Below are 17,742 nucleotides of genomic sequence, written 5' to 3'. Positions count from 1 at the left end.
GCTATCCCCTCAGGTGCCCGAGCGGCACGTGGCCCGGGCCCTTGATGTTCTGCAGCACGAGTTGGGTGTGGACGTCGCGGACGCCCGACAGGCGCATCAGGCGGTGCATGACGAAGCCGTTGAGGTCGTCGACGCTCGGCACCATGACGTGGAGCAGGAAGTCGTATTCGCCGGTCATGGTCCAGCACGACGACACCTCGTCCATGCGCTGGACCGCGGCGATGAATTTTTCCGGCGACTCGTCGCTGTGGCTGACCAGCCGGACCTGCACGAAGACCTCGACCATCAGCCCGACCGCGCGCCGGCCGATGCGCGCCGAAAAGCCCTTGATGACGCCCGCCTCCTGCAGCGCCTCGAAGCGGCGGGCGCAGGGCGTGTTGGACAGGCCGATCTCCTGCGCCAGCTCCGAGATCGGCTTGCGGCCGTCGCGCTGCAGGATGTCGAGCATCCTGATCTCGAATTCGTCGAACTGAGGCATTTTTCCTCCCCGTACATGTTTTCCGAGTGATCATACCTCAAACGAGCGCGCATTGAACGCAGGAAGGTGAATTTCACTCTGGCCGGCCGGCTATGCTTCCAGCATCGAAGACCATGTCCGGGGAGGAAATCAGGCCATGGGTATCAGCATCCAGGACTATGCGCGCGAATGCGCCGAACAGGGGCTGCGCGGCGACTATTCGCAGTGCCGCTCCGACTTCACCGTCGAGCAGAAGTACGACTACAGCACAGCCGAGCAGGAGGTGTGGCGCACGCTCTGCGACCGCCAGACCAAATTGACCCAGCGGCTGGCGCACAAATCCTACCTGGAGGGCATGGCCGCCCTCGGCCTGGTCGAGAAGATCCCCGACTTTCATGAGGTCAGCGAGAAGCTGCATCGGCTGAGCGGCTGGGAGATCGTCGCGGTGCCCGGCCTGATCCCGGCGCAGCCCTTCTTCGACCACCTTGCCAACCGCCGCTTCCCGGTGACCAACTGGCTGCGCCGGCGCGAGGAGCTCGACTACATCGTCGAGCCCGACATGTTCCACGACTTCTTCGGCCACGTGCCGGTTCTGAGCCAGCCGGCCTTCGGCGACTTCATGCAGACGTACGGCGAGAAGGCCGGCGACTACATCGCGCTCGGCGGCGACGAGATGGTCACGCGGCTCTACTGGTACACGGTGGAATACGGGCTGATGCAGGAGCCCGGCCAGCCGAAGAAGGCGTTCGGCGCCGGCCTGATGTCGTCCTTCACCGAACTGCAGTTCGCCGTCGAGAGCCCAGACGCCCACCACGTGCCCTTCGACGTCGGGACCGTGATGCGGACGACCTACGAGATCGACAAGTTCCAGCGCGCCTATTTCGTGCTGCCGTCGTTCGACGTGCTCAGGGACAGCTTCCAGACGGCCGACATCGCCGGCATCATCAAGCGCTGGAAGGACGCGCCGCCGCTCGACCCGGCGATGATCTAACCGGCGGCGAGCAGCACCAGGATACCGCCGACGATGAGGATGCAGCCGGCGACCTCCAACCGGTTGATCCGCTCACGGAAGAAGAACACCGTCGAGGCGAAGGTGAACAGCATCTCGATCTGGGCGAGCGACTTGACGATCGCCGCCTGCTGCAGCGTCATCGCCATGAACCAGCCGAAGGACGCCGACGCGCCGACCAGGCCGGTGAACAGCGCCGGCCGCCACGCCCTGGCGATGCGGCCGAGTTCGTCGCGCTCGCGCCAGACGATCCAGGCGAACATGACCACGGTCTGGAAGACGATGACGACGGCGAGCGTGACGGCTGCCTGCATCATGAAGTTCGGCCCGCCCAGCGAAAGCGAGGCGGCGCGGTAGGCCACGGCCGAAATGCCGAAGCAGGTGCCGGAGGCGAGGCCGAGCAGCGCGTTGCGGCTCAGCACCGAGGTCACCAGCGTGCGGGCGTTGAAGGCGGTGTGGGCGACCGAGATCAACATCACGCCGAAGACGCTGATGGCGATGGCCGCGATGGCGCCCGGCGTCGCGCGTTCGCCGAGGAACAGGAGCCCGAAGAGTGCTGCCTGCGCCGGCTCGGTGCGCGAATAGGCGGTGCCGACGGCAAAGTTGCGGAACGAGAACAGGTGGATGAGCAGGAAGGTCGCGGCGATCTGGCTGATGCCGCCGACGATCGCCCAGGCGAAGAAGACGGCGTCGAGCCGCGGCAGTTCGTAGCCGACCGCCAGGTTGAGCACGGCGACGAAGGCGAGCGCGAAGGGAAAGCCGAAGCCGAAGCGGACGAAGGTCGCCCCCGTCGTCCCCATCACCCCCTTGAGGTGCTTCTGCACCACCGACCTGAGGTTCTGCAGGAAGGCGGCAGCGATGGTGATGGGTATCCAGAGTTCCATGAAGATGTCCGGCAAGACGGCAAAAGACGCCCGCTCCCTCTAGAAGCGGCGAGGGCCGCGCGCAACCGCACGCGGCCCCAAAACCTTGTGCCAGTGCCGGTTCAGGCGGCTTCCGGAATGCCGGTGTCGAGAAGGGCGAGGTTGCGGCCGCGGTTCTTGGCCTCGTAGAGCCATTTGTCGGCGGTCCGCATCAGTTCCGAGACATTGGCGTCGGTGGCGCAGTTGGTCCCGCCGATGCTGACCGTCAGCGGCACCACCCGGCCCTCCTCCGGCTTGAAGCGCAGCAGTTCGACCTCGGCGCGGATACGTTCGGCCACGAGCTTCGCCTCGTCCTGCGAGGCGCCCACCAGGAATGCGGCGAACTCCTCGCCGCCGATGCGGCCGAGCACGTCGCCGCTGCGCACCGCGCCGCGAATGGCGCCGGCGATCATCAGCAGCGCCTGGTCGCCGGTCAGGTGGCCGAAATTGTCGTTGATGCGCTTGAAATGATCGGCGTCGATGATGAGCAGCGCGCCGCGGTCGCTCCGGCGCCGGGACCCGTCGAGGGCCGCAAAGAAGGTCTCGCGGTTGAGCATGCCGGTCATCTCGTCGCGGCTGGCCTTTTCCGACAGGCGCTTGTGGGCGGCGGCGAGTTGGGCGTGCGCCACGGTCAGTTCCTCGTGCGCCAGCCTCAGCTTCTCGCGCTGCCAGAAGTTATGGAACGCGAACGGAAAACCGATCAGCAGAGGGCACAGAATCGGCAAGATGTAGGCGGCCCTGTCGATCGTGCCGCCCAGCAGCGTGATGACCGACAGGACGATCACCATTGTAGCTGCCATGCACAAAAGCGTGACGAAAACGGATTTCCAGAAGATACGCTTCACTTTCGACTCCCTGCCGGCTGTTGAAATGCCAGCATGACCTGAAGGTGATCTTTCCACGGTGGTTAAAATTTGATCTACCCCGAGGAATTTCGCCGGTGGCACATGCGAAAATAGTTCCTGCCATCCACCCCTGGTTCCTGCATCCGCGCTTACAAAATCCGCAATCCGTGCCATAAGGTCTGCATGACCGAGCTTCCCGATCCCGCCCGCTTCGACCACGTCACCGACTGGGTCTTCGACCTCGACAACACGCTCTATCCGCACCACTCGAACCTGTTCGCGCAGATCGACGTGAAGATGACGGCCTATGTGTCGGAGCTGCTGACGCTGTCGCGCGAGGACGCGCGCAAGCTGCAGAAGCAGCTCTACCTCGAATACGGCACGACGCTGAACGGCCTGATGCAGCGCCACGGCATCGACCCGGACGCCTTCCTCGAGCACGTGCACGACATCGACTATTCCTGGCTGGTGCCCGATCCGGTGCTGGGCGCGGCGATCCGGCAGCTGCCCGGCCGCAAGTTCATCTTCACCAACGGCAACCGCGGCCATGCCGAGCGCACGGCCCGGCAGCTGGGCATCCTCGACCATTTCGACGACATCTTCGACATCGTGGCGGCAGGGCTGACGCCCAAGCCGGCGCGCCAGACCTACGAGAAGTTCGCCGCCCTGCACCACGTCACCGGGCCGAATGCGGTGATGTTCGAGGACCTCGCGCGCAACCTCGCCGTGCCCAAGTCGCTCGGCATGACGACGGTGCTGATCGTGCCGCGCAACTTCGAGCCAACCTTCTCGGAGATCTGGGAACGCGACCCGCAGAACGAGGACGACGTCGACTTCGTCACCGACGATCTCGCCACCTTCCTGACGACCATCGTCGAGGCCAATACGAAGTGAGGCGCTTCACCTCGGTCGAGGCACGGATCGATGCCACGGCGCATGCCGTGCTCGACCGGCTGCCGGCCGGCGGTGTCTCGGGCGCGCTGATCGAGTTCCTGGTGTTCGGCCTCAAGCAGGCCTGGGCCTGCCTGTTCGGCGGCGCCATGCTGGCGCTCATCCTCGCCACCCGGCTGTGGTGGCCCGAGGGCGCGGGGCTGGCGCGCTACGACTTCCTGTTCCTGGCCGCCCTCGGCATCCAGGCCGCGATGCTGGCGTTCAAGCTGGAAAAGCCGTCCGAAGCCAAGGTGATCCTGATCTTCCATCTGGTCGGCACCGCGATGGAGATCTTCAAGACCTCGGCCGGCTCCTGGACCTATCCGGAAGAAAGCTTCTTCCGCGTCGGCGGGGTGCCGCTGTTCTCCGGCTTCATGTACGCCGCCGTCGGCTCCTACCTCGCCCGCATCAGCCGCATCTTCGACATACGCTACACGCACTATCCGCCGCTCTGGGCGACGCTGCTCCTATGTGTTGCGATCTACGTCAACTTCTTCGCCCACCACTTCACGGTCGACATCCGCTACGGCCTGTTCGCCGCCACCGCGCTCATCTACCTCAGGACGGTGGTCCATTACCGCGTCTTCCGCGGCCGCCACCGCATGCCGCTGCTGGCGGGTTTCCTACTCGTCGCCCTGTTCATCTGGTTCGCCGAGAACATCGGCACCTGGTCGCGCGCCTGGATCTATCCCGGCCAGCACGAGGGCTGGACGCCGGTTTCCATCCAGAAGCTCGGCGCCTGGTACCTGCTGATGATCATCTCCTTCGTGCTGGTGACGCTGGTGCATCGCCCCCAGAAGCTGGAAGGGAATATCGGGTCCGGTTCAAAGGCTATAGAAGCGGCTGATGATGTCCCAGGCCTCGTCGGCGGTGTCGACGTAGTCGATGATGTCCTGGTCGCCGGGGGTGATCGTGCCCTGGTCCGCCAGGAAGTCGAGGTCGAACGCACGCTGCCAGAATGACTTGCCGAACAGGATGACCGGCACGCGCTCCATGCGGCCTGTCTGGATCAGCGTCAGCGTCTCGAACAGCTCGTCCATGGTGCCGAAGCCGCCGGGGAAGACCGCGACCGCCTTGGCGCGCATGACGAAGTGCATCTTGCGGATGGCGAAGTAGTGGAAATTGAAGCAGAGCTCGGGCGTCACGTAGGGGTTCGGCGCCTGCTCGTGCGGCAGCACGATGTTGAGGCCGATGGAGGGCGCGCCGACGTCGTCGGCACCGCGGTTGCCGGCTTCCATGACGCCGGGCCCGCCGCCGGTCACGACGACGAATTCGCGGTAGTAGGACGCGGCCGAATGCTGCGAGCAGATGCGCGCGAACTTGCGCGCCTCGTCGTAATAGCGGCTGTTGGCCTCGAGATGCTTGCGCTGGGTCTCGTTCTTGGCCGCCCAGGCCTCGCCACCCGGCTCGGGGATGCGGGCGCCGCCGAACAGGATGACGGTCGAGCGGATGCCGCGCTCGGCGAGAATCATCTCGGGCTTGAGCAGTTCGAGCTGCAGCCGCACGGGGCGCAGTTCGCGCTGGGTCATGAAGTCCTCGTCGTTCCAGGCGAGCCTGTAGGTCGACGCGCGGGTCTGCGGCGTGTCGGGCACGCTCTTAGCCCGTTCAAGGTCCTCGTCGGAGTGGGGCAGCGGCGTCCAGCCAGCCTTTTCCATCGGATTCATTGTTTGCTCAGTCCCAATATACCGTTGACCGCGACATTCCGCGGCGTCACCGCGATTGACCCCCAGATAAGCCTGAAATAGGGTCCGCCGCGACTTAATGCCAGCTTAGAAGCCTTAACCTTAACGGCCCGTAACGGAGATGTTCATGTCGAAGCCCGACCTCGCCAGCCTCGAGAAAACAATCGACAAGGCGTTCGAGGAACGCGACGGCATTTCGACCTCCACGCGCGGCGAGGTCCGCGAGGCCATCGAGAGCGCGCTCGACCTGCTCGACAAGGGCGTTTCACGCGTCGCAGAGCGCCAGGAAGACGGCAAGTGGCACGTCAACCAGTGGCTCAAGAAAGCCGTCCTGCTCTCCTTCCGTCTCAACCCGATGGAGCTGATCCCGGGCGCGCCCGGCGGCGCGTCGTGGTGGGACAAGGTGCCGTCCAAGTTCGACGGCTGGGGCTCGGTCGACTTCGAGAAGGCCGGTTTCCGCGCCGTGCCTTCGGCGATCGTGCGCCGCTCGGCCTTCGTCGCGCCGGGCGCGGTGCTGATGCCGTCCTTCGTCAATGTCGGCGCCTATGTCGACACCGGCACCATGGTCGACACCTGGGCCTCGGTCGGCTCCTGCGCCCAGATCGGCAAGAACGTGCACCTGTCCGGCGGCGTCGGCATCGGCGGCGTGCTGGAGCCGATGCAGGCCGGCCCGACCATCATCGAGGACAACTGCTTCATCGGCGCGCGTTCCGAGGTCGTCGAGGGCTGCATCGTGCGGGAGGGCTCGGTGCTCGGCATGGGCGTGTTCATCGGCCAGTCGACCAAGATCGTCGACCGCGCCACCGGCGAGGTGTTCTACGGCGAAGTGCCGGCCAACTCGGTCGTCGTCGCCGGTTCGCTGCCGGGCAAGCCGCTGCCGAACGGCGATGCTGGCCCGAGCCTCTACTGCGCCGTCATCGTCAAGCGCGTCGACGCCAAGACCCGTTCCAAGACCTCGATCAACGAGCTGCTCAGAGATTGAAGCAACTCCGGCGGAATAGCCGGCACAACAAGGCGAAATTGTGCTCTGGTATACCCAATTTTGTTGAGATACGCTCCCTCCTCGATCTTTGGGAGGGGGCTTTCTATGAAATCTGGTATGGTAGCATTTCTCTTATGGTGTCTCGGGTTTGTGGGGCTCTGCGGTCTACATAGGTTTTACGTGGGAAGACCGGGCACAGGAATCTTATGGCTGCTAACACTTGGATTGCTGGGCATCGGGCAGCTTGTTGACCTCTTTCTGCTTGGGTCCATGGTGCGCCAAGCGAATATGATAACCGGACTAATGGGTGCATCAGCCAAAGTGAACAATTCGAATATTGTTGCGCCGGTAATCAATATTCACGTTGATCCTAGAACTCATGGAAACCCAATCGGCGATCGACCGCCGCAGAGTTGAGCATACTCAATTGATAAAAAGGTACCGGTAGCGTATCGGACCCTCATGGGTCCGCAAATCAACAATACCGGCGTAGGCACATCCCAGCTTTTCTGGCTGTTCTTCCGCTTCTCCGGCCGCATCAGCCGGGCGGCCTACGTGCTCGGCTTCCTGTTCATGCTGATGGTGGTGTCGTTCCCGCTCTACCAGTTCATGCGCGTGCACCCGGAAAGCTCGGCCGCACAGCTGTGGTCGCTGCTGTTCGGCCTGACCTTCTTCGCCTTCCTGTGGGCGCATGTCGCCTTCAGCGTCAAGCGCCTGCACGATTTCGACAAGCCCGGGCTTCTGGCGATCACGCTGTTCATCCCGATCGTCTCGATCATCACCTTCGTGGTGCTCTGCTTCTACCCGGGCACGCCCGGGCCGAACCAGTTCGGCAGCCAGACCAACGCGCAACGCTAGTCCGACGGGGTCCGGTGCGATGTCCTACAGAACACTCGACCCGGAAAAGATCGCAGCCACGGCGCAGTCGCTCAAGGCGCGCATCGGCGACCGCTTTCCCAATTCCGGCCTCGCCGGCGTCGCCTCCGAACTGGTGGCGATGTCGCGCGACCTCGCCATGTCGGCCGAGAAGCTGGCGCGGCCGATCTGGTGGCTGCGCATCCTCACCTGGTCGGTGATTGCGCTGGGCGCCGGCATGTTCGTCTTCGTCGGCTCGATCCTGTCCTTCGACCGCATCTCGACCGGCGCCTTCGACTTCGTGCAGGGCGTGGAGGCGACGCTCAACACCCTGATCCTCGGCGGGGTCGGCTTCATCGCCCTCAACAGCGTCGAGCAGCGGCTGAAGCGCCAGGAAATCTTCAAGGAGCTGCACGGCCTGCGCTCGCTGATCCATGTCATCGACATGCACCAGCTGACCAAGGATCCGGCGGCGCTTTCGGGCACGTTCACGCCGACGCCGCACTCGCCGCAGCGGATCGAGGATCCGGCCGAGCTCGCCCGCTATCTCGACTACTGCTCGGAGATGCTGTCGGTGACGGGCAAGCTCGCAGCACTGTTCGCGCAGGCCATCCAGGACGAGGTGGTGACGAGCGCGGTCAACGACATCGAGGACCTCGGCTCCAACCTGTCGCGCAAGATCTGGCAGAAGATCACGCTGATCGAATCCGCCAGGCCGAATTGACAGACGGCGGCCGCGGCGTGCGGCCGGCGATCTGCCCCTCGAGCTCGGCGCCTCTGGAACAAGCGAACGTCGTGACAGGACCCGGCGATTCAATTATCGCTGTCGCCATGAAGCTGCCGACACACCCCGCCGAGAACCTTGCCGCCCTGATCCGCTGCCCGTCGGTGACGCCCGCCGAGGGCGGCGCGCTGACCGCACTCGAAGCCATGCTGAAACCGCTCGGCTTCGCCGTCGACCGCCCGACCTTCTCGGAAAAGGGCACGCCCGACGTCGAGAACCTCTACGCCCGCCGCTCCGGCAACGGCCCGCATCTGATGTTCGCCGGCCATACCGACGTGGTGCCGGTGGGCGACGAGGCCGCGTGGACGCATCCGCCGTTCTCGGCCGCGATCGACAAGGGCGAGATGTACGGCCGCGGCGCCGTCGACATGAAGGGCGGCATCGCCTGCTTCGTCGCGGCGGTCGCCCGCCATGTCGAGGCCAAGGGCGGCCCGAAGGGATCGATCTCGCTGGTGATCACCGGCGACGAGGAAGGCCCCTCGATCAACGGCACGAAGAAGCTGCTGGAGTGGGCCGCCGAACGCGGCGAGAAGTGGGACGCTGCGCTGGTCGGCGAGCCGACCAATCCCGACCAGCTCGGCGACATGATCAAGATCGGCCGGCGCGGCTCGCTCTCGGCCACCGTCACCGTCAACGGCCGCCAGGGCCACGCCGCCTATCCGCATCTCGCCGACAACCCGGTGCGCGGGCTGATGACGCTGGTCGACGCGCTGCTCGCACCCGCCTTCGACAAGGGCACCAGGGACTTCCAGCCGTCGAACCTCGAAGTGACGACCTTCGACGTCGGCAATCCGGCGACCAACGTCATTCCGGCCAGGGCGACGGCGGTCTTCAACATCCGCTTCAACGACACCTGGACGGCGGAGACGCTGCAGGCCGAGATCCATAACCGGCTGGACAAGGCGAGCGGCCGCAAGAAGTACCGCAAGGGCCGCAAGGAGCCGATCGACTTCGACATCGCCTGGCGCGACACGCCGAGCCATGTCTTCCTCACCCGCAACGACAAGCTGATCGAGGCGCTGGCCGGTTCGATCGAGGCGGTGACCGGGCGCAAGCCGAAGCTCTCGACGACCGGCGGCACGTCGGATGCGCGTTTCATCAAGGACTACTGCCCGGTGGTGGAGTTCGGGCTCGTCGGCAAGACCATGCACATGGTCGACGAGCGCGTGCCGCTTGCCGAACTCGAGGCGCTGACACAGGTCTACCAGCGTTTCCTCGAGGACTGGTTCGGATAGTTTTTCGACCATGCTGCCGACCGAAGACATCCAGCGTTATCTGTCGGGGGCCTGGCGGCTGATGCTGGGCAAGGCCGACGGGCTGCGCCTGCTCGACCTCAGCGCCGACGGATTCTGGAATTCCTTCTTCGCCATCCTCATCGCTGCCCCGGCCCTCGTCGTCGGCTGGGTCGGCGTGTCCGACGAGATCGCCGTGCAGTCGGCGGCCTTTGCCGGTCGCTTCGGCGTCATCGTGCGTCTGGCGATGATCGATCTCGGCGCCTGGATACTGCCGCTCGTCGCCTTCGCGCTGGTGGCGCGGCGCGCCGGCGTCGGCGATCGCTTCGTGCACTATGTGGTCGCCAGCAACTGGACCTCGGCGATCATCGCCTGGCTGATGCTGCCCGCCGCGCTGCTGCGGATGCTGCTTCCGTCGGCGGAAAGCCTCACAACGCCGCTGGCGCTGCTGCTGTTCGGCCTGTCGATGGTGTTCAGCTGGCGGATGACCAATGCCGCGATCGGCAAGGGAGCCGCCGTCGGCTCCGCGGTTTTTGCCGGCATGTTCGTGGTGTCGCTGCTCGTGCTTCTGACGCTGCAGGCGGCGCTCGGCATCGCCGCGCCCACGCCTCCTTAGCGCCAGCAGGCGGCGGCCGCCGCCACCAGCATCAGCCCGGCCGCCGCCAGGGCCGAAACGGTGAAGCCGAAGCTCGCATAGAGCGGACCGAAGGCCGTGGTGCCGACGAAAACGGCCAGGTAGGTGACGGCGCTGTTCAGCCCCATGATCGTGCCGCGCCGGGCCGGGTCGAGCGCCGACAGCCGCATCACCAGAACGTTGAGCCCGAAATGGTTGGCCAGCCCCCAAAGCGCCATGGCGGCGACCAGCGCGGCGAAGCTGCCGGCGATTGCCGCGAGAAGCACATAGACGGCAGCGACCGCGAGATAGGCGAACGGCATCACCCGCCGGGCGCCCAGCCGGTCGACGATGCCGTCGAGCAGTGCTGCCGCGCCGAAGCCGATGCCGTAGGACACCGCCGCCAGGCCGTTGGCGCTGACCGGGCGGCCGAGCCCCTGGTGCAGGTGGTCGCCCAGGTAGCCGTAGACGCCGTAGAACGCCGTCATGAAGGCGCCGCAGGCAATGAGCAGCGGCACGATGCCCGGCGTGCTCAGGGCCTGGAGCGGCGCCGGCGCGGCAGTGCCGCTCGGCCTGTCCGCCAGCGAAATCGTGGACAGGCTGGCCGCCGCGGTCGCGGCCAGCATCGCGACGACGCCGAAAACCGCCCGCCAGTGGACAAGATCGGCAAGCACCGCCGACAGCGACACGCCGGCGACCATCGAGAGGGTCCAGCCGGTCAGCACGACGCCAATGGTGCCGCTTTCGCGGCCGCGCGGCGCGATCGCCGCGGCGCTGGAATAGATCGCCGGCAAAGCGATGCCGGCGGCGACGCCGGCCAAAAGCTGCGCTGCGATCAGCATCGGGATGGCGGGCGCCAGCGCGCTCGCGCCGAGCGCCAGGGCAAGCAATGCCAAGGCGCGCTGCAGCATGCGCCTCGCGCCGAGGCGGTCGATGTAGCGGGCGAGGAACAGGGCGCTCGCCGCCGTGCCGAGGCCGAAGGCCGAGGACGCGGCCATGACGAGCGCCACCGACGTGCCGAAGCCGTTCGCCACTTCCGGCGCGATCGGCCCGAGGACGAGCGAGTTGGAGCCGATGACGGCGACGCAGGCCGTCAGGAGATAGGCTGTCCGGGGTATGCGGGCGAGCGGTTCGGCAACGACAGGGAGGGATTGATCGAGGTTCGACATGAGCGCATATTCGCCGAATGATGTTCAGCATCAACGGGGAAATTCCGCATGGATGAAGAAACAGACGGCATTCGGCCGAGCAAGCTTCCGGAGCGCGCGGTCGACGCCGCGGACCGAAGGCTGTTAGGCGTGCTGGTAGAGGATGCGACCGTCTCCTACGCCGAGCTGGGCGAGAAGGCGGGCCTTTCGGCGCCGGCGGCGCACGAGCGGGTCAAGCGCATGCGCCGGTCGGGGGCCATCCGCCAGACGGTGGCGATGGCGGACCCCAAGGCCATCGGCAAGCCGCTGCTCGCCTTCGTCCATGTCGACACCAGGGGCTGGGGCAAGACCCCGGAGCTGATGGCGGTTTCGGCCTTTCCGGAGGTCGAGGAGATCCACACCGTTGCCGGCGACACCTGCATGCTGCTCAAGGTGCGCACCGAGGACACGCGCGCCCTCGAAGGGCTGCTCGCCCGTCTCTACGACACGCCTGGCGTGACCTCGACGCGCAGCTACGTGGTGCTGTCGACCTATCTCGAGCGGCCGGTGCAGCCGGGCATCACCCAGGAATGGCCGGCGCCCAAGCACGGCGCCAGGCCGCTCTACGATTGAGTGTGGTCGGGGCTAATAGTCGACGCCGGTGAGGAACAGCCCGTCCGGCGGCGCCACCTGGCCGCAGGCGGAGCGGTCGCGGGCGTCGAGCGCGGCCCTGAGGTCGGCGGCCGTCCAGGCGCCCTCGCCGACGCGCTTGAGGCTGCCCACCATGGAGCGCACCTGATTGTGCAGGAACGAGCGAGCCGAGGCGCCGATCTCGATCGTGTCGCCCGAGCGCGTCACATCGAGCCGGTCGAGCGTCCGAAGCGGGCTGTTGGCCTGGCACTGGGCCGAGCGGAAGGTGGTGAAGTCGTGCCGGCCGAGCAGAACCTTGGCGGCCTCCGCCATCGCATCGTGGTCGAGGCGCTTGGGCACCCACCAGACCTGGCCGCGCTCCAGCGCTGCCGGGGCCCGACGGTTGAGGATGCGGTAGATGTAGTGGCGCCCCGTCGCCGAGAAACGGGCGTCGAAGGTCTCGTCCACCCGCCGCGCGGCCAGGATGGCGACCGTCTCGCCTGCCTGCTGGAGGTGGGCGTTGACGGCGTCGCGGACAGTGTCGTCGGGCCATTCGCGGGTCAGGTCGGCATGCGCCACCTGGGCGGTGGCGTGCACGCCGGCATCGGTGCGGCCGGCGCCGCGCAGCGATATCTCGTCGCCCGAGAACTTCGCCACCGCCTGCTCGATGGCCGCCTGGATGGAATGATTGCCGGCCTGCCGCTGCCATCCGGCATAGGCGCGGCCGTCATATTCGATGTCGAGGCGGTATCGTGGCATGCGGACTGCTTCAGGCGGCCAGCGCCGTTCCGAAGGCCGAAGCGTAGACGAGCTTGCCGGTCGCCGGCGCCTCGTCGCTCCAGGCCAGCGCCTGCAGCGCCTCGCACTGGTAGTCGCTCTCGAAGCCGGCGGCACGCTCGTGGGTATAGCCGAAGCGGCCGTAGTAGGCCGGCTCGCCCAGAACAACGGCGAGCTTCTCACCGGCGTCCCTGAGCCGGATATGGGCCTCGCGCACCAGCGCGCCGCCGATGCCGGTGCGGTGGAAATCGGGCTCGACGGCCAGCGGCGCCAGCGCCACCGCCGGGAAGGTCCTGCCGCCGTTCTGCACATAGAGGCGCGAGAACAGCACATGGCCGACCACCTGGCCGTCTTCCTCAGCCACCAGCTCGACGACGGCGTCGCCGTCGGCGACCAGCGCGTCCACCAGTCCGGCCTCGGCCTTCTGGCCGAAGGCGTGCTCCTCGACGAGGCTGATCGCCTCACGGTCACGCGGCGTCGCCGCGCGGATCGACATCATGCTCATGACAACTTCATTCCTTTTTCGATCTTGGCACCGCGCAGAAATTCATCCGCGGTGACGGGTTTTCCTCCCGCCTTCTGCACCTCGACCAGCCTGACGGCACCCTCGCCGCAAGCAATCTCCAACCGGTCGTCGAGAACCGTTCCCGGCTCTCCCTGTCCAGCGGCCAGGCGCGAGCGCAAAACCTTGAGACGCTCCTGCCTTCCGCCGATTTCGTATTCGCACCACGCGCCGGGAAACGGCGACAGGCCGCGGATAATGCTGTCGACTGCCGTCGCCGGCAAGTTCCAATCGATCCTGGCCTCGGCCTTGTCGATCTTCTTGGCGTAGGTGACGCCTTCGCCGGGCTGCGGCACCACCGCCAGCGTTCCCGCCTCGAGCGCGGCCAGCGCCTCCACAATCAGGGAGGCCCCGACCGCCATGAGACGGTCGTGCAGCTCGCCCGCCGTCATTTCGGGTGCAATCGCGACTTTTTCAAGTCGGGCGACGGGTCCGGTGTCCAGGCCTTCGTCCATGCGCATGACCATCATGCCGGTTTCCCGGTCGCCGGCCATGATGGCGCGCTGGATGGGGGCCGCCCCCCGCCAGCGCGGCAGCAGCGAGGCGTGGCCGTTGTAGCAGCCGAGCTGGGTGCCCTCGAGAATCGGCTTCGGCAACAGCAGGCCGTAGGCGACGACGACCGCGACATCGGCGTTCAGCGCGCGGAAGGCCGCCTGCTCCGCCTCGCCTTTCAGCGACAGCGGCGTGCGCACCTCGATGCCGAGCCGCTCGGCCTCCCAGTGCACGGGCGTCGGCGTCAGCTCCAGCCCGCGCCGGCCGGCCGCGCGCGGCGGCTGCGAGTATACGGCCACGACCTCATGGCCGGCCTCGGCTATGGCGCGCAGCGTCGGCACGGAAAAATCCGGCGTGCCCATGAAGATGACGCGAAGGCTCATGCGGACAAGGCGATCCCATCTGCCCCGGCGGCGACGGCCGACCGTTCAGGCGCTTGCTTCAAACGGGTTTACGAGCCCGAGGTCAAGCCCGTCGAAGTCGCGGACGTTGCGGGTCGCGAGCCTTGCACCGTGGACGATGCAGATGGCGACGATCATGGCGTCCTGGACGCTGATGGCACGGCCGGTCGCCTCGCGCTGAGCCCTGATCTTGCCCGTCACCATGGGCGCCTGCCCATCGAATTCAAAGATCCGACCGTGAAACTGCCCCTCCAGACGGACAAGTATCCTCGTGTACTTGTCCGACCCGCTGCGTATGCGGTGTCGTTCCGCGCCAAAGGCGAGTTCCATGATGACCGGCCCACAGAGATACAGGTCATGTGCCTGCTGGCGGTCGAGCCACTGCATCAACGCGGCATTGGGGCTCGGCTTGTCGGCTTCCGAGATGACGTTGGTATCGAGGACGATCATTTCTTATCGTCGGCCTCGAGCCCGAAACTGACCGGCCTTCCGAAGTCACGCTTTCTCTGCGCCTCGATTTCTTCCATCACCTCGGCGAACTCATCGCCGATCGCTCCTTCGCTCTCGAAGACAGCGCGCAACGTCTCCCACGCCGAACCTTTTGGCGCGGAATCGTCGCTCCGCTCTGCCAGCAAGCCCTTTTGCAGCAGGTCGACAGCCTTGTCCGAGCGACTCTGGCCGCGCGCTTTCGCGGCCTCGGCGATCTCGCGCTTCACGGCTTCCGGAATATTCCTGATCAGCAGGTCACCCATGGGCGCCTCCATCGTTTGATATCAATGATATCAAATCCCGGTGTTGCGCGCAAAACGGGTGAAAATTCACCCCACCATGCGGGCCGGCGGGCGGTCCTTGGCGAGCTTCTTGAACTTGCGCATGACCATGTCGCGCTTGAGCTTGGAGATGTAGTCGATGAACAGCACGCCATCGAGGTGGTCGATCTCGTGCTGCAGGCATGTGGCGAGCAGGCCGTCGGCCTCGACCTCCTGCTCCTTGCCGTGCTCATCGAGATATTTCACCCGAACCTTGGCCGGACGCTCGACCTCGGCGTAGTAGTCGGGGATCGACAGGCAGCCTTCCTCGTAGACCGAGCGCTCGTCGCTGCGCGCCAGAACCTCAGGGTTGATGACGACGCGCGGCGCCGGCTCCTCGCCTTCCTTGGCGAGGTCGATCACCAGCATGCGCAGCGGTTCGCCGACCTGGATGGCGGCCAGGCCGATGCCGGGCGCGTCATACATGGTGTCGAGCATGTCGCGCGCGAACTTGCGCGTGGCGTCGTCGATGCGCTCGACAGGCTTGGAAACCTCGCGCAGCAGCGGATCGGGAAGGATGATGAGCGGCTTGATCGTCATGCGCCTCACCTAGGATGTCCGGCGGAAAGCGTCAACAGCATCCACGTCCGGATGTTCCCGTTTTGATCTAACATCAGGCCGCGAATCGGCTATGGTGCGACCGATGAGCCCTGTTTCCTCGATTCTTTCCGAACCGGTCGCCCAGCTCGGCGCGACCACCGTCACCCTCGGCCAGGTGCTGGCGCTGGCGGCGGCGCTCTTCCTCGCCCTGCTGGTGGCGCTGGTCGTGGCGCTGTGGCGCTCGGCCAGGGCGCGTTCGCTGGCCGCCGCGGAAGCGGCCGACCATGCCCGCGACGCCGAGGCCCGCATGGCCGGCATATTGCAGGCCCAGGCCGAGATGCAGGGCAGGCTCGGCACGGTGGCCGAGATCTTCGGCTCGCGCCAGGCGGAGCTGACGCAGTCGCTCAGCCAGCGGCTCGACGCCATGACCGGCCGCATCGGCCAGACCATGGCAGAGCAGACCAGGTCGACGCACGAAAGCCTCGCCAGGCTGCAGGAACGACTGGCCGTCATCGACACGGCCCAGGGCAACATCCAGTCGCTGGCCGGCCAGGTGGTGCAGTTGCAGGCGATCCTCTCCAACAAGCAGACGCGCGGCGCCTTCGGCCAGTCGCGCATGGAAGCGATCGTCGCCGACGGCCTGCCGCACGGCGCCTACGAGTTCCAGGCGACGCTTTCCAACGGCAGCCGGCCGGACTGCCTGATCCGCATGCCCAACGACGCGCCGTCGCTTGCCATCGACGCAAAATTCCCGCTCGAGGCATGGAACGCCATCCGCGCCGCCGAGGGCACCGACGCCCAGAAGCTCGCCGCCCAGGCCTTCCGCCGGGACATCGAGGTGCATATCCGCGACATTTCCGACAAATACCTGCTTGCCGGCGAGACGCAGGACACGGCCTTCATGTTCGTGCCGTCGGAATCGGTCTTCGCCGAGATCCACGAGAACTTCGAGGCCATCGTCCAGCGTGCCCACCGCGCCCGCGTCGTCATCGTCTCGCCGTCGCTCCTGATGCTGTCGATCCAGGTGATCCAGGCGATCCTCAAGGACGCCCGCATGCGCGAGCAGGCGCACCTGATCCAGGGCGAGGTGATCCGGCTGATGGAGGATGTCGGCCGCGTCGACGAACGCGTGCGCAAGCTGCAGAACCATTTCGGCCAGGCATCCAAGGACATCGACGACATCCTGGTGTCGACGTCCAAGGTCACCAGGCGCGGCCAGAAGATCGAGGCGCTCGAGTTCGGCACCGGCCACGCCGCTGGCGAGACCGACGAGGCGCCCCGGCCCCAGAATGCCCGGGCGGCCGACTCCAAGACAGGCCAGCTCAGGCTGCGCGTCGTCGAGGAGAACGACTGAGGCGCGCAGGCAGGCCGAGCTTCGTGGTCAGCTCTGCTTTTCGATCGTTTCCATGCCCTCGAACTCGGGCAGCCAGTGCAGCGCCGAGCGATGCCAGACCTGCCGGCGCGGCACGAGCTGATCGCGCTGGTCGGAGGTGCCGGTCCTGAGGCCGTAGACCTTCGGCCCCTCGTCCACCGAGGTCGCGAACAGATGCGAGCCGCATTCGGGGCAGAACCCCTGCGCGCGCTTGTTGCCGCTCTCGCTGGTCTTCACGTAGACCTTCGGCATGCCGGTGAACGCGATCTTGTCTTCGGGAACCGCCACGGTGACGCGGAAGGCCGTGCCGGTGAGCTTCTGGCAATCGGTGCAATGGCAGATGGACGTCTTCTCCGGATCGACATCCGCCTCGTAGGTGATGGCGCCGCAGTGGCACCCGCCCCGGATCTTCATGCTCACCTCCCTGAACATCTCGGCCAGGCCGCCGGCCGGCCGCCTGCGGAACGAATGTAGCGGCCACGGCCACGCCCTCAAGCCCTTTTCGCCTGCCCGCTGCTGCCTCTTGCCAGTTCGGCAAGTTCGCGTTTCACTCTGGCTCCAGTACAGGGAGGATCGAATCATGGCCAAAGGTGCGATGAAGGCGGGCAAGGAGCCTCGCAAGCCCAAGAAGGACGCCAAGAAGCCGGCCCCCGCGCCAGTCTTCAAGGCGCCTCCGGTGCAGGCGACCAAGCTCAAGGACAAGTAAAACCGCATAGCTGGTATGCCCGGCATGCCAGCCGG

General features: G+C 66.2%; 23 protein-coding genes and 1 pseudogene. 12 read left to right on the top strand and 12 right to left on the bottom strand.

The features are described from left to right. Position 1 precedes the first annotated feature (1 nt). Positions 2-478, bottom strand: coding sequence for an Lrp/AsnC family transcriptional regulator (locus PV773_RS16670; protein ID WP_347967426.1), 477 nt, complete (start codon positions 476-478; stop codon positions 2-4). A 136-nt stretch (positions 479-614) separates the two neighbouring features. On the opposite strand from PV773_RS16670, the gene phhA reads away from it, so the two are divergent. After that, entirely contained in the window at positions 615-1,448 is an 834-nt protein-coding gene (gene phhA, locus PV773_RS16665) for a phenylalanine 4-monooxygenase (RefSeq protein ID WP_347967425.1), read from the top strand. Here phhA and PV773_RS16660 read toward each other — a convergent pair. Beyond that, positions 1,445-2,350 (bottom strand): DMT family transporter, encoded by a 906-nt coding sequence (locus tag PV773_RS16660; RefSeq protein WP_347967424.1) that lies wholly within the window; start codon positions 2,348-2,350, stop codon positions 1,445-1,447. The two genes, phhA and PV773_RS16660, sit on opposite strands and share 4 nt — an antisense overlap. Positions 2,351-2,451: 101 nt before the next feature. Next, positions 2,452-3,156: a GGDEF domain-containing protein gene (locus PV773_RS16655; protein ID WP_347967482.1), complete on the bottom strand. Its 705-nt coding sequence runs from the start codon at positions 3,154-3,156 to the stop codon at positions 2,452-2,454. 240 nt (positions 3,157-3,396) lie between these two features. On the opposite strand from PV773_RS16655, the gene PV773_RS16650 reads away from it, so the two are divergent. Together PV773_RS16650 and PV773_RS16645 are read left to right on the top strand one after the other, a co-directional pair. Continuing rightward, a complete protein-coding gene (locus PV773_RS16650) occupies positions 3,397-4,107 on the top strand; it encodes a pyrimidine 5'-nucleotidase (RefSeq protein WP_347967423.1) in 711 nt (236 codons plus the stop codon). After that, positions 4,104-4,940 (top strand): annotated as a pseudogene (locus PV773_RS16645) (DUF817 domain-containing protein); the annotation flags it as partial. The gene PV773_RS16650 and the pseudogene PV773_RS16645, both read left to right, overlap by 4 nt. A gap of 27 nt (positions 4,941-4,967) precedes the next feature. On the opposite strand, the gene PV773_RS16640 reads toward PV773_RS16645, so the two are convergent. Beyond that, positions 4,968-5,807: an LOG family protein gene (locus PV773_RS16640; protein ID WP_347967422.1), complete on the bottom strand. Its 840-nt coding sequence runs from the start codon at positions 5,805-5,807 to the stop codon at positions 4,968-4,970. 145 nt (positions 5,808-5,952) lie between these two features. Here PV773_RS16640 and dapD point away from each other — a divergent pair, with 145 nt between their 5' ends. From dapD to PV773_RS16610, 6 genes are all read left to right on the top strand, one after another. After that, the gene (gene dapD, locus PV773_RS16635) at positions 5,953-6,807 is read left to right on the top strand and encodes a 2,3,4,5-tetrahydropyridine-2,6-dicarboxylate N-succinyltransferase (protein WP_347967421.1); all 855 of its coding nucleotides are present in this window, start codon (positions 5,953-5,955) and stop codon (positions 6,805-6,807) included. A 105-nt stretch (positions 6,808-6,912) separates the two neighbouring features. Continuing rightward, positions 6,913-7,224 (top strand): TM2 domain-containing protein, encoded by a 312-nt coding sequence (locus PV773_RS16630; RefSeq protein ID WP_347967420.1) that lies wholly within the window; start codon positions 6,913-6,915, stop codon positions 7,222-7,224. Between the two features lie 45 nt (positions 7,225-7,269). Then, on the top strand, positions 7,270-7,665 hold the full coding sequence (locus PV773_RS16625; RefSeq protein ID WP_347967419.1) for a DUF805 domain-containing protein: 396 nt from the start codon (positions 7,270-7,272) through the stop codon (positions 7,663-7,665). 19 nt (positions 7,666-7,684) lie between these two features. Continuing rightward, a complete protein-coding gene (locus PV773_RS16620) occupies positions 7,685-8,386 on the top strand; it encodes a hypothetical protein (protein WP_347967418.1) in 702 nt (233 codons plus the stop codon). A 107-nt stretch (positions 8,387-8,493) separates the two neighbouring features. Continuing rightward, a complete protein-coding gene (gene dapE, locus PV773_RS16615; protein ID WP_347967417.1) occupies positions 8,494-9,681 on the top strand; it encodes a succinyl-diaminopimelate desuccinylase in 1,188 nt (395 codons plus the stop codon). 10 nt (positions 9,682-9,691) lie between these two features. Next, positions 9,692-10,294 (top strand): transporter, encoded by a 603-nt coding sequence (locus PV773_RS16610; protein ID WP_347967416.1) that lies wholly within the window; start codon positions 9,692-9,694, stop codon positions 10,292-10,294. Here PV773_RS16610 and PV773_RS16605 read toward each other — a convergent pair. Further along, positions 10,291-11,460: an MFS transporter gene (locus PV773_RS16605; protein ID WP_347967415.1), complete on the bottom strand. Its 1,170-nt coding sequence runs from the start codon at positions 11,458-11,460 to the stop codon at positions 10,291-10,293. The genes PV773_RS16610 and PV773_RS16605 overlap by 4 nt on opposite strands. 48 nt (positions 11,461-11,508) lie before the next feature. Here PV773_RS16605 and PV773_RS16600 point away from each other — a divergent pair, with 48 nt between their 5' ends. Next, positions 11,509-12,051 carry an Lrp/AsnC family transcriptional regulator gene (locus PV773_RS16600; RefSeq protein WP_347967414.1) on the top strand — a complete coding sequence of 181 codons (543 nt, stop codon included), beginning with the start codon at positions 11,509-11,511 and terminating at the stop codon, positions 12,049-12,051. 12 nt (positions 12,052-12,063) lie between these two features. On the opposite strand, the gene truA is transcribed toward PV773_RS16600, so the two are convergent. From truA to def, 6 genes are all read right to left on the bottom strand, one after another. Further along, complete coding sequence (truA, locus tag PV773_RS16595; RefSeq protein WP_347967413.1) at positions 12,064-12,807, bottom strand: tRNA pseudouridine(38-40) synthase TruA; 744 nt, start codon at positions 12,805-12,807, stop codon at positions 12,064-12,066. Between the two features lie 10 nt (positions 12,808-12,817). Then, positions 12,818-13,330: an N-acetyltransferase gene (locus PV773_RS16590; RefSeq protein WP_347967412.1), complete on the bottom strand. Its 513-nt coding sequence runs from the start codon at positions 13,328-13,330 to the stop codon at positions 12,818-12,820. Next, positions 13,327-14,262: a methionyl-tRNA formyltransferase gene (gene fmt, locus PV773_RS16585; RefSeq protein ID WP_347967411.1), complete on the bottom strand. Its 936-nt coding sequence runs from the start codon at positions 14,260-14,262 to the stop codon at positions 13,327-13,329. The genes PV773_RS16590 and fmt overlap by 4 nt, the downstream gene beginning before the upstream one ends. Before the next feature lie 45 nt (positions 14,263-14,307). Further along, entirely contained in the window at positions 14,308-14,730 is a 423-nt protein-coding gene (locus PV773_RS16580; protein ID WP_347967410.1) for a type II toxin-antitoxin system VapC family toxin, read from the bottom strand. Further along, positions 14,727-15,032: a plasmid stabilization protein gene (locus PV773_RS16575; protein ID WP_347967409.1), complete on the bottom strand. Its 306-nt coding sequence runs from the start codon at positions 15,030-15,032 to the stop codon at positions 14,727-14,729. Before PV773_RS16575 ends, PV773_RS16580 begins: the two co-directional genes overlap by 4 nt. Before the next feature lie 66 nt (positions 15,033-15,098). After that, positions 15,099-15,629, bottom strand: coding sequence for a peptide deformylase (gene def / locus PV773_RS16570; protein ID WP_347967408.1), 531 nt, complete (start codon positions 15,627-15,629; stop codon positions 15,099-15,101). Positions 15,630-15,732: 103 nt separating this feature from the next. Between def and PV773_RS16565 the strand changes: the two genes are divergently transcribed. Continuing rightward, the gene (locus PV773_RS16565; RefSeq protein ID WP_347967407.1) at positions 15,733-16,983 is read left to right on the top strand and encodes a DNA recombination protein RmuC; all 1,251 of its coding nucleotides are present in this window, start codon (positions 15,733-15,735) and stop codon (positions 16,981-16,983) included. 27 nt (positions 16,984-17,010) lie between these two features. On the opposite strand, the gene PV773_RS16560 is transcribed toward PV773_RS16565, so the two are convergent. Continuing rightward, positions 17,011-17,415: a GFA family protein gene (locus tag PV773_RS16560; RefSeq protein WP_347967406.1), complete on the bottom strand. Its 405-nt coding sequence runs from the start codon at positions 17,413-17,415 to the stop codon at positions 17,011-17,013. Between the two features lie 166 nt (positions 17,416-17,581). Between PV773_RS16560 and PV773_RS16555 the strand changes: the two genes are divergently transcribed. Beyond that, positions 17,582-17,707 (top strand): hypothetical protein, encoded by a 126-nt coding sequence (locus PV773_RS16555; RefSeq protein WP_347967405.1) that lies wholly within the window; start codon positions 17,582-17,584, stop codon positions 17,705-17,707. Positions 17,708-17,742: the final 35 nt, after the last annotated feature.

The sequence above is a fragment of the Mesorhizobium sp. CC13 genome (genome assembly GCF_039907765.1).
Lineage (GTDB): Bacteria > Pseudomonadota > Alphaproteobacteria > Rhizobiales > Rhizobiaceae > Aminobacter.
Note: the sequence above shows the minus strand (reverse complement) of the source record. Positions and strands in the feature narration are given on the sequence as shown.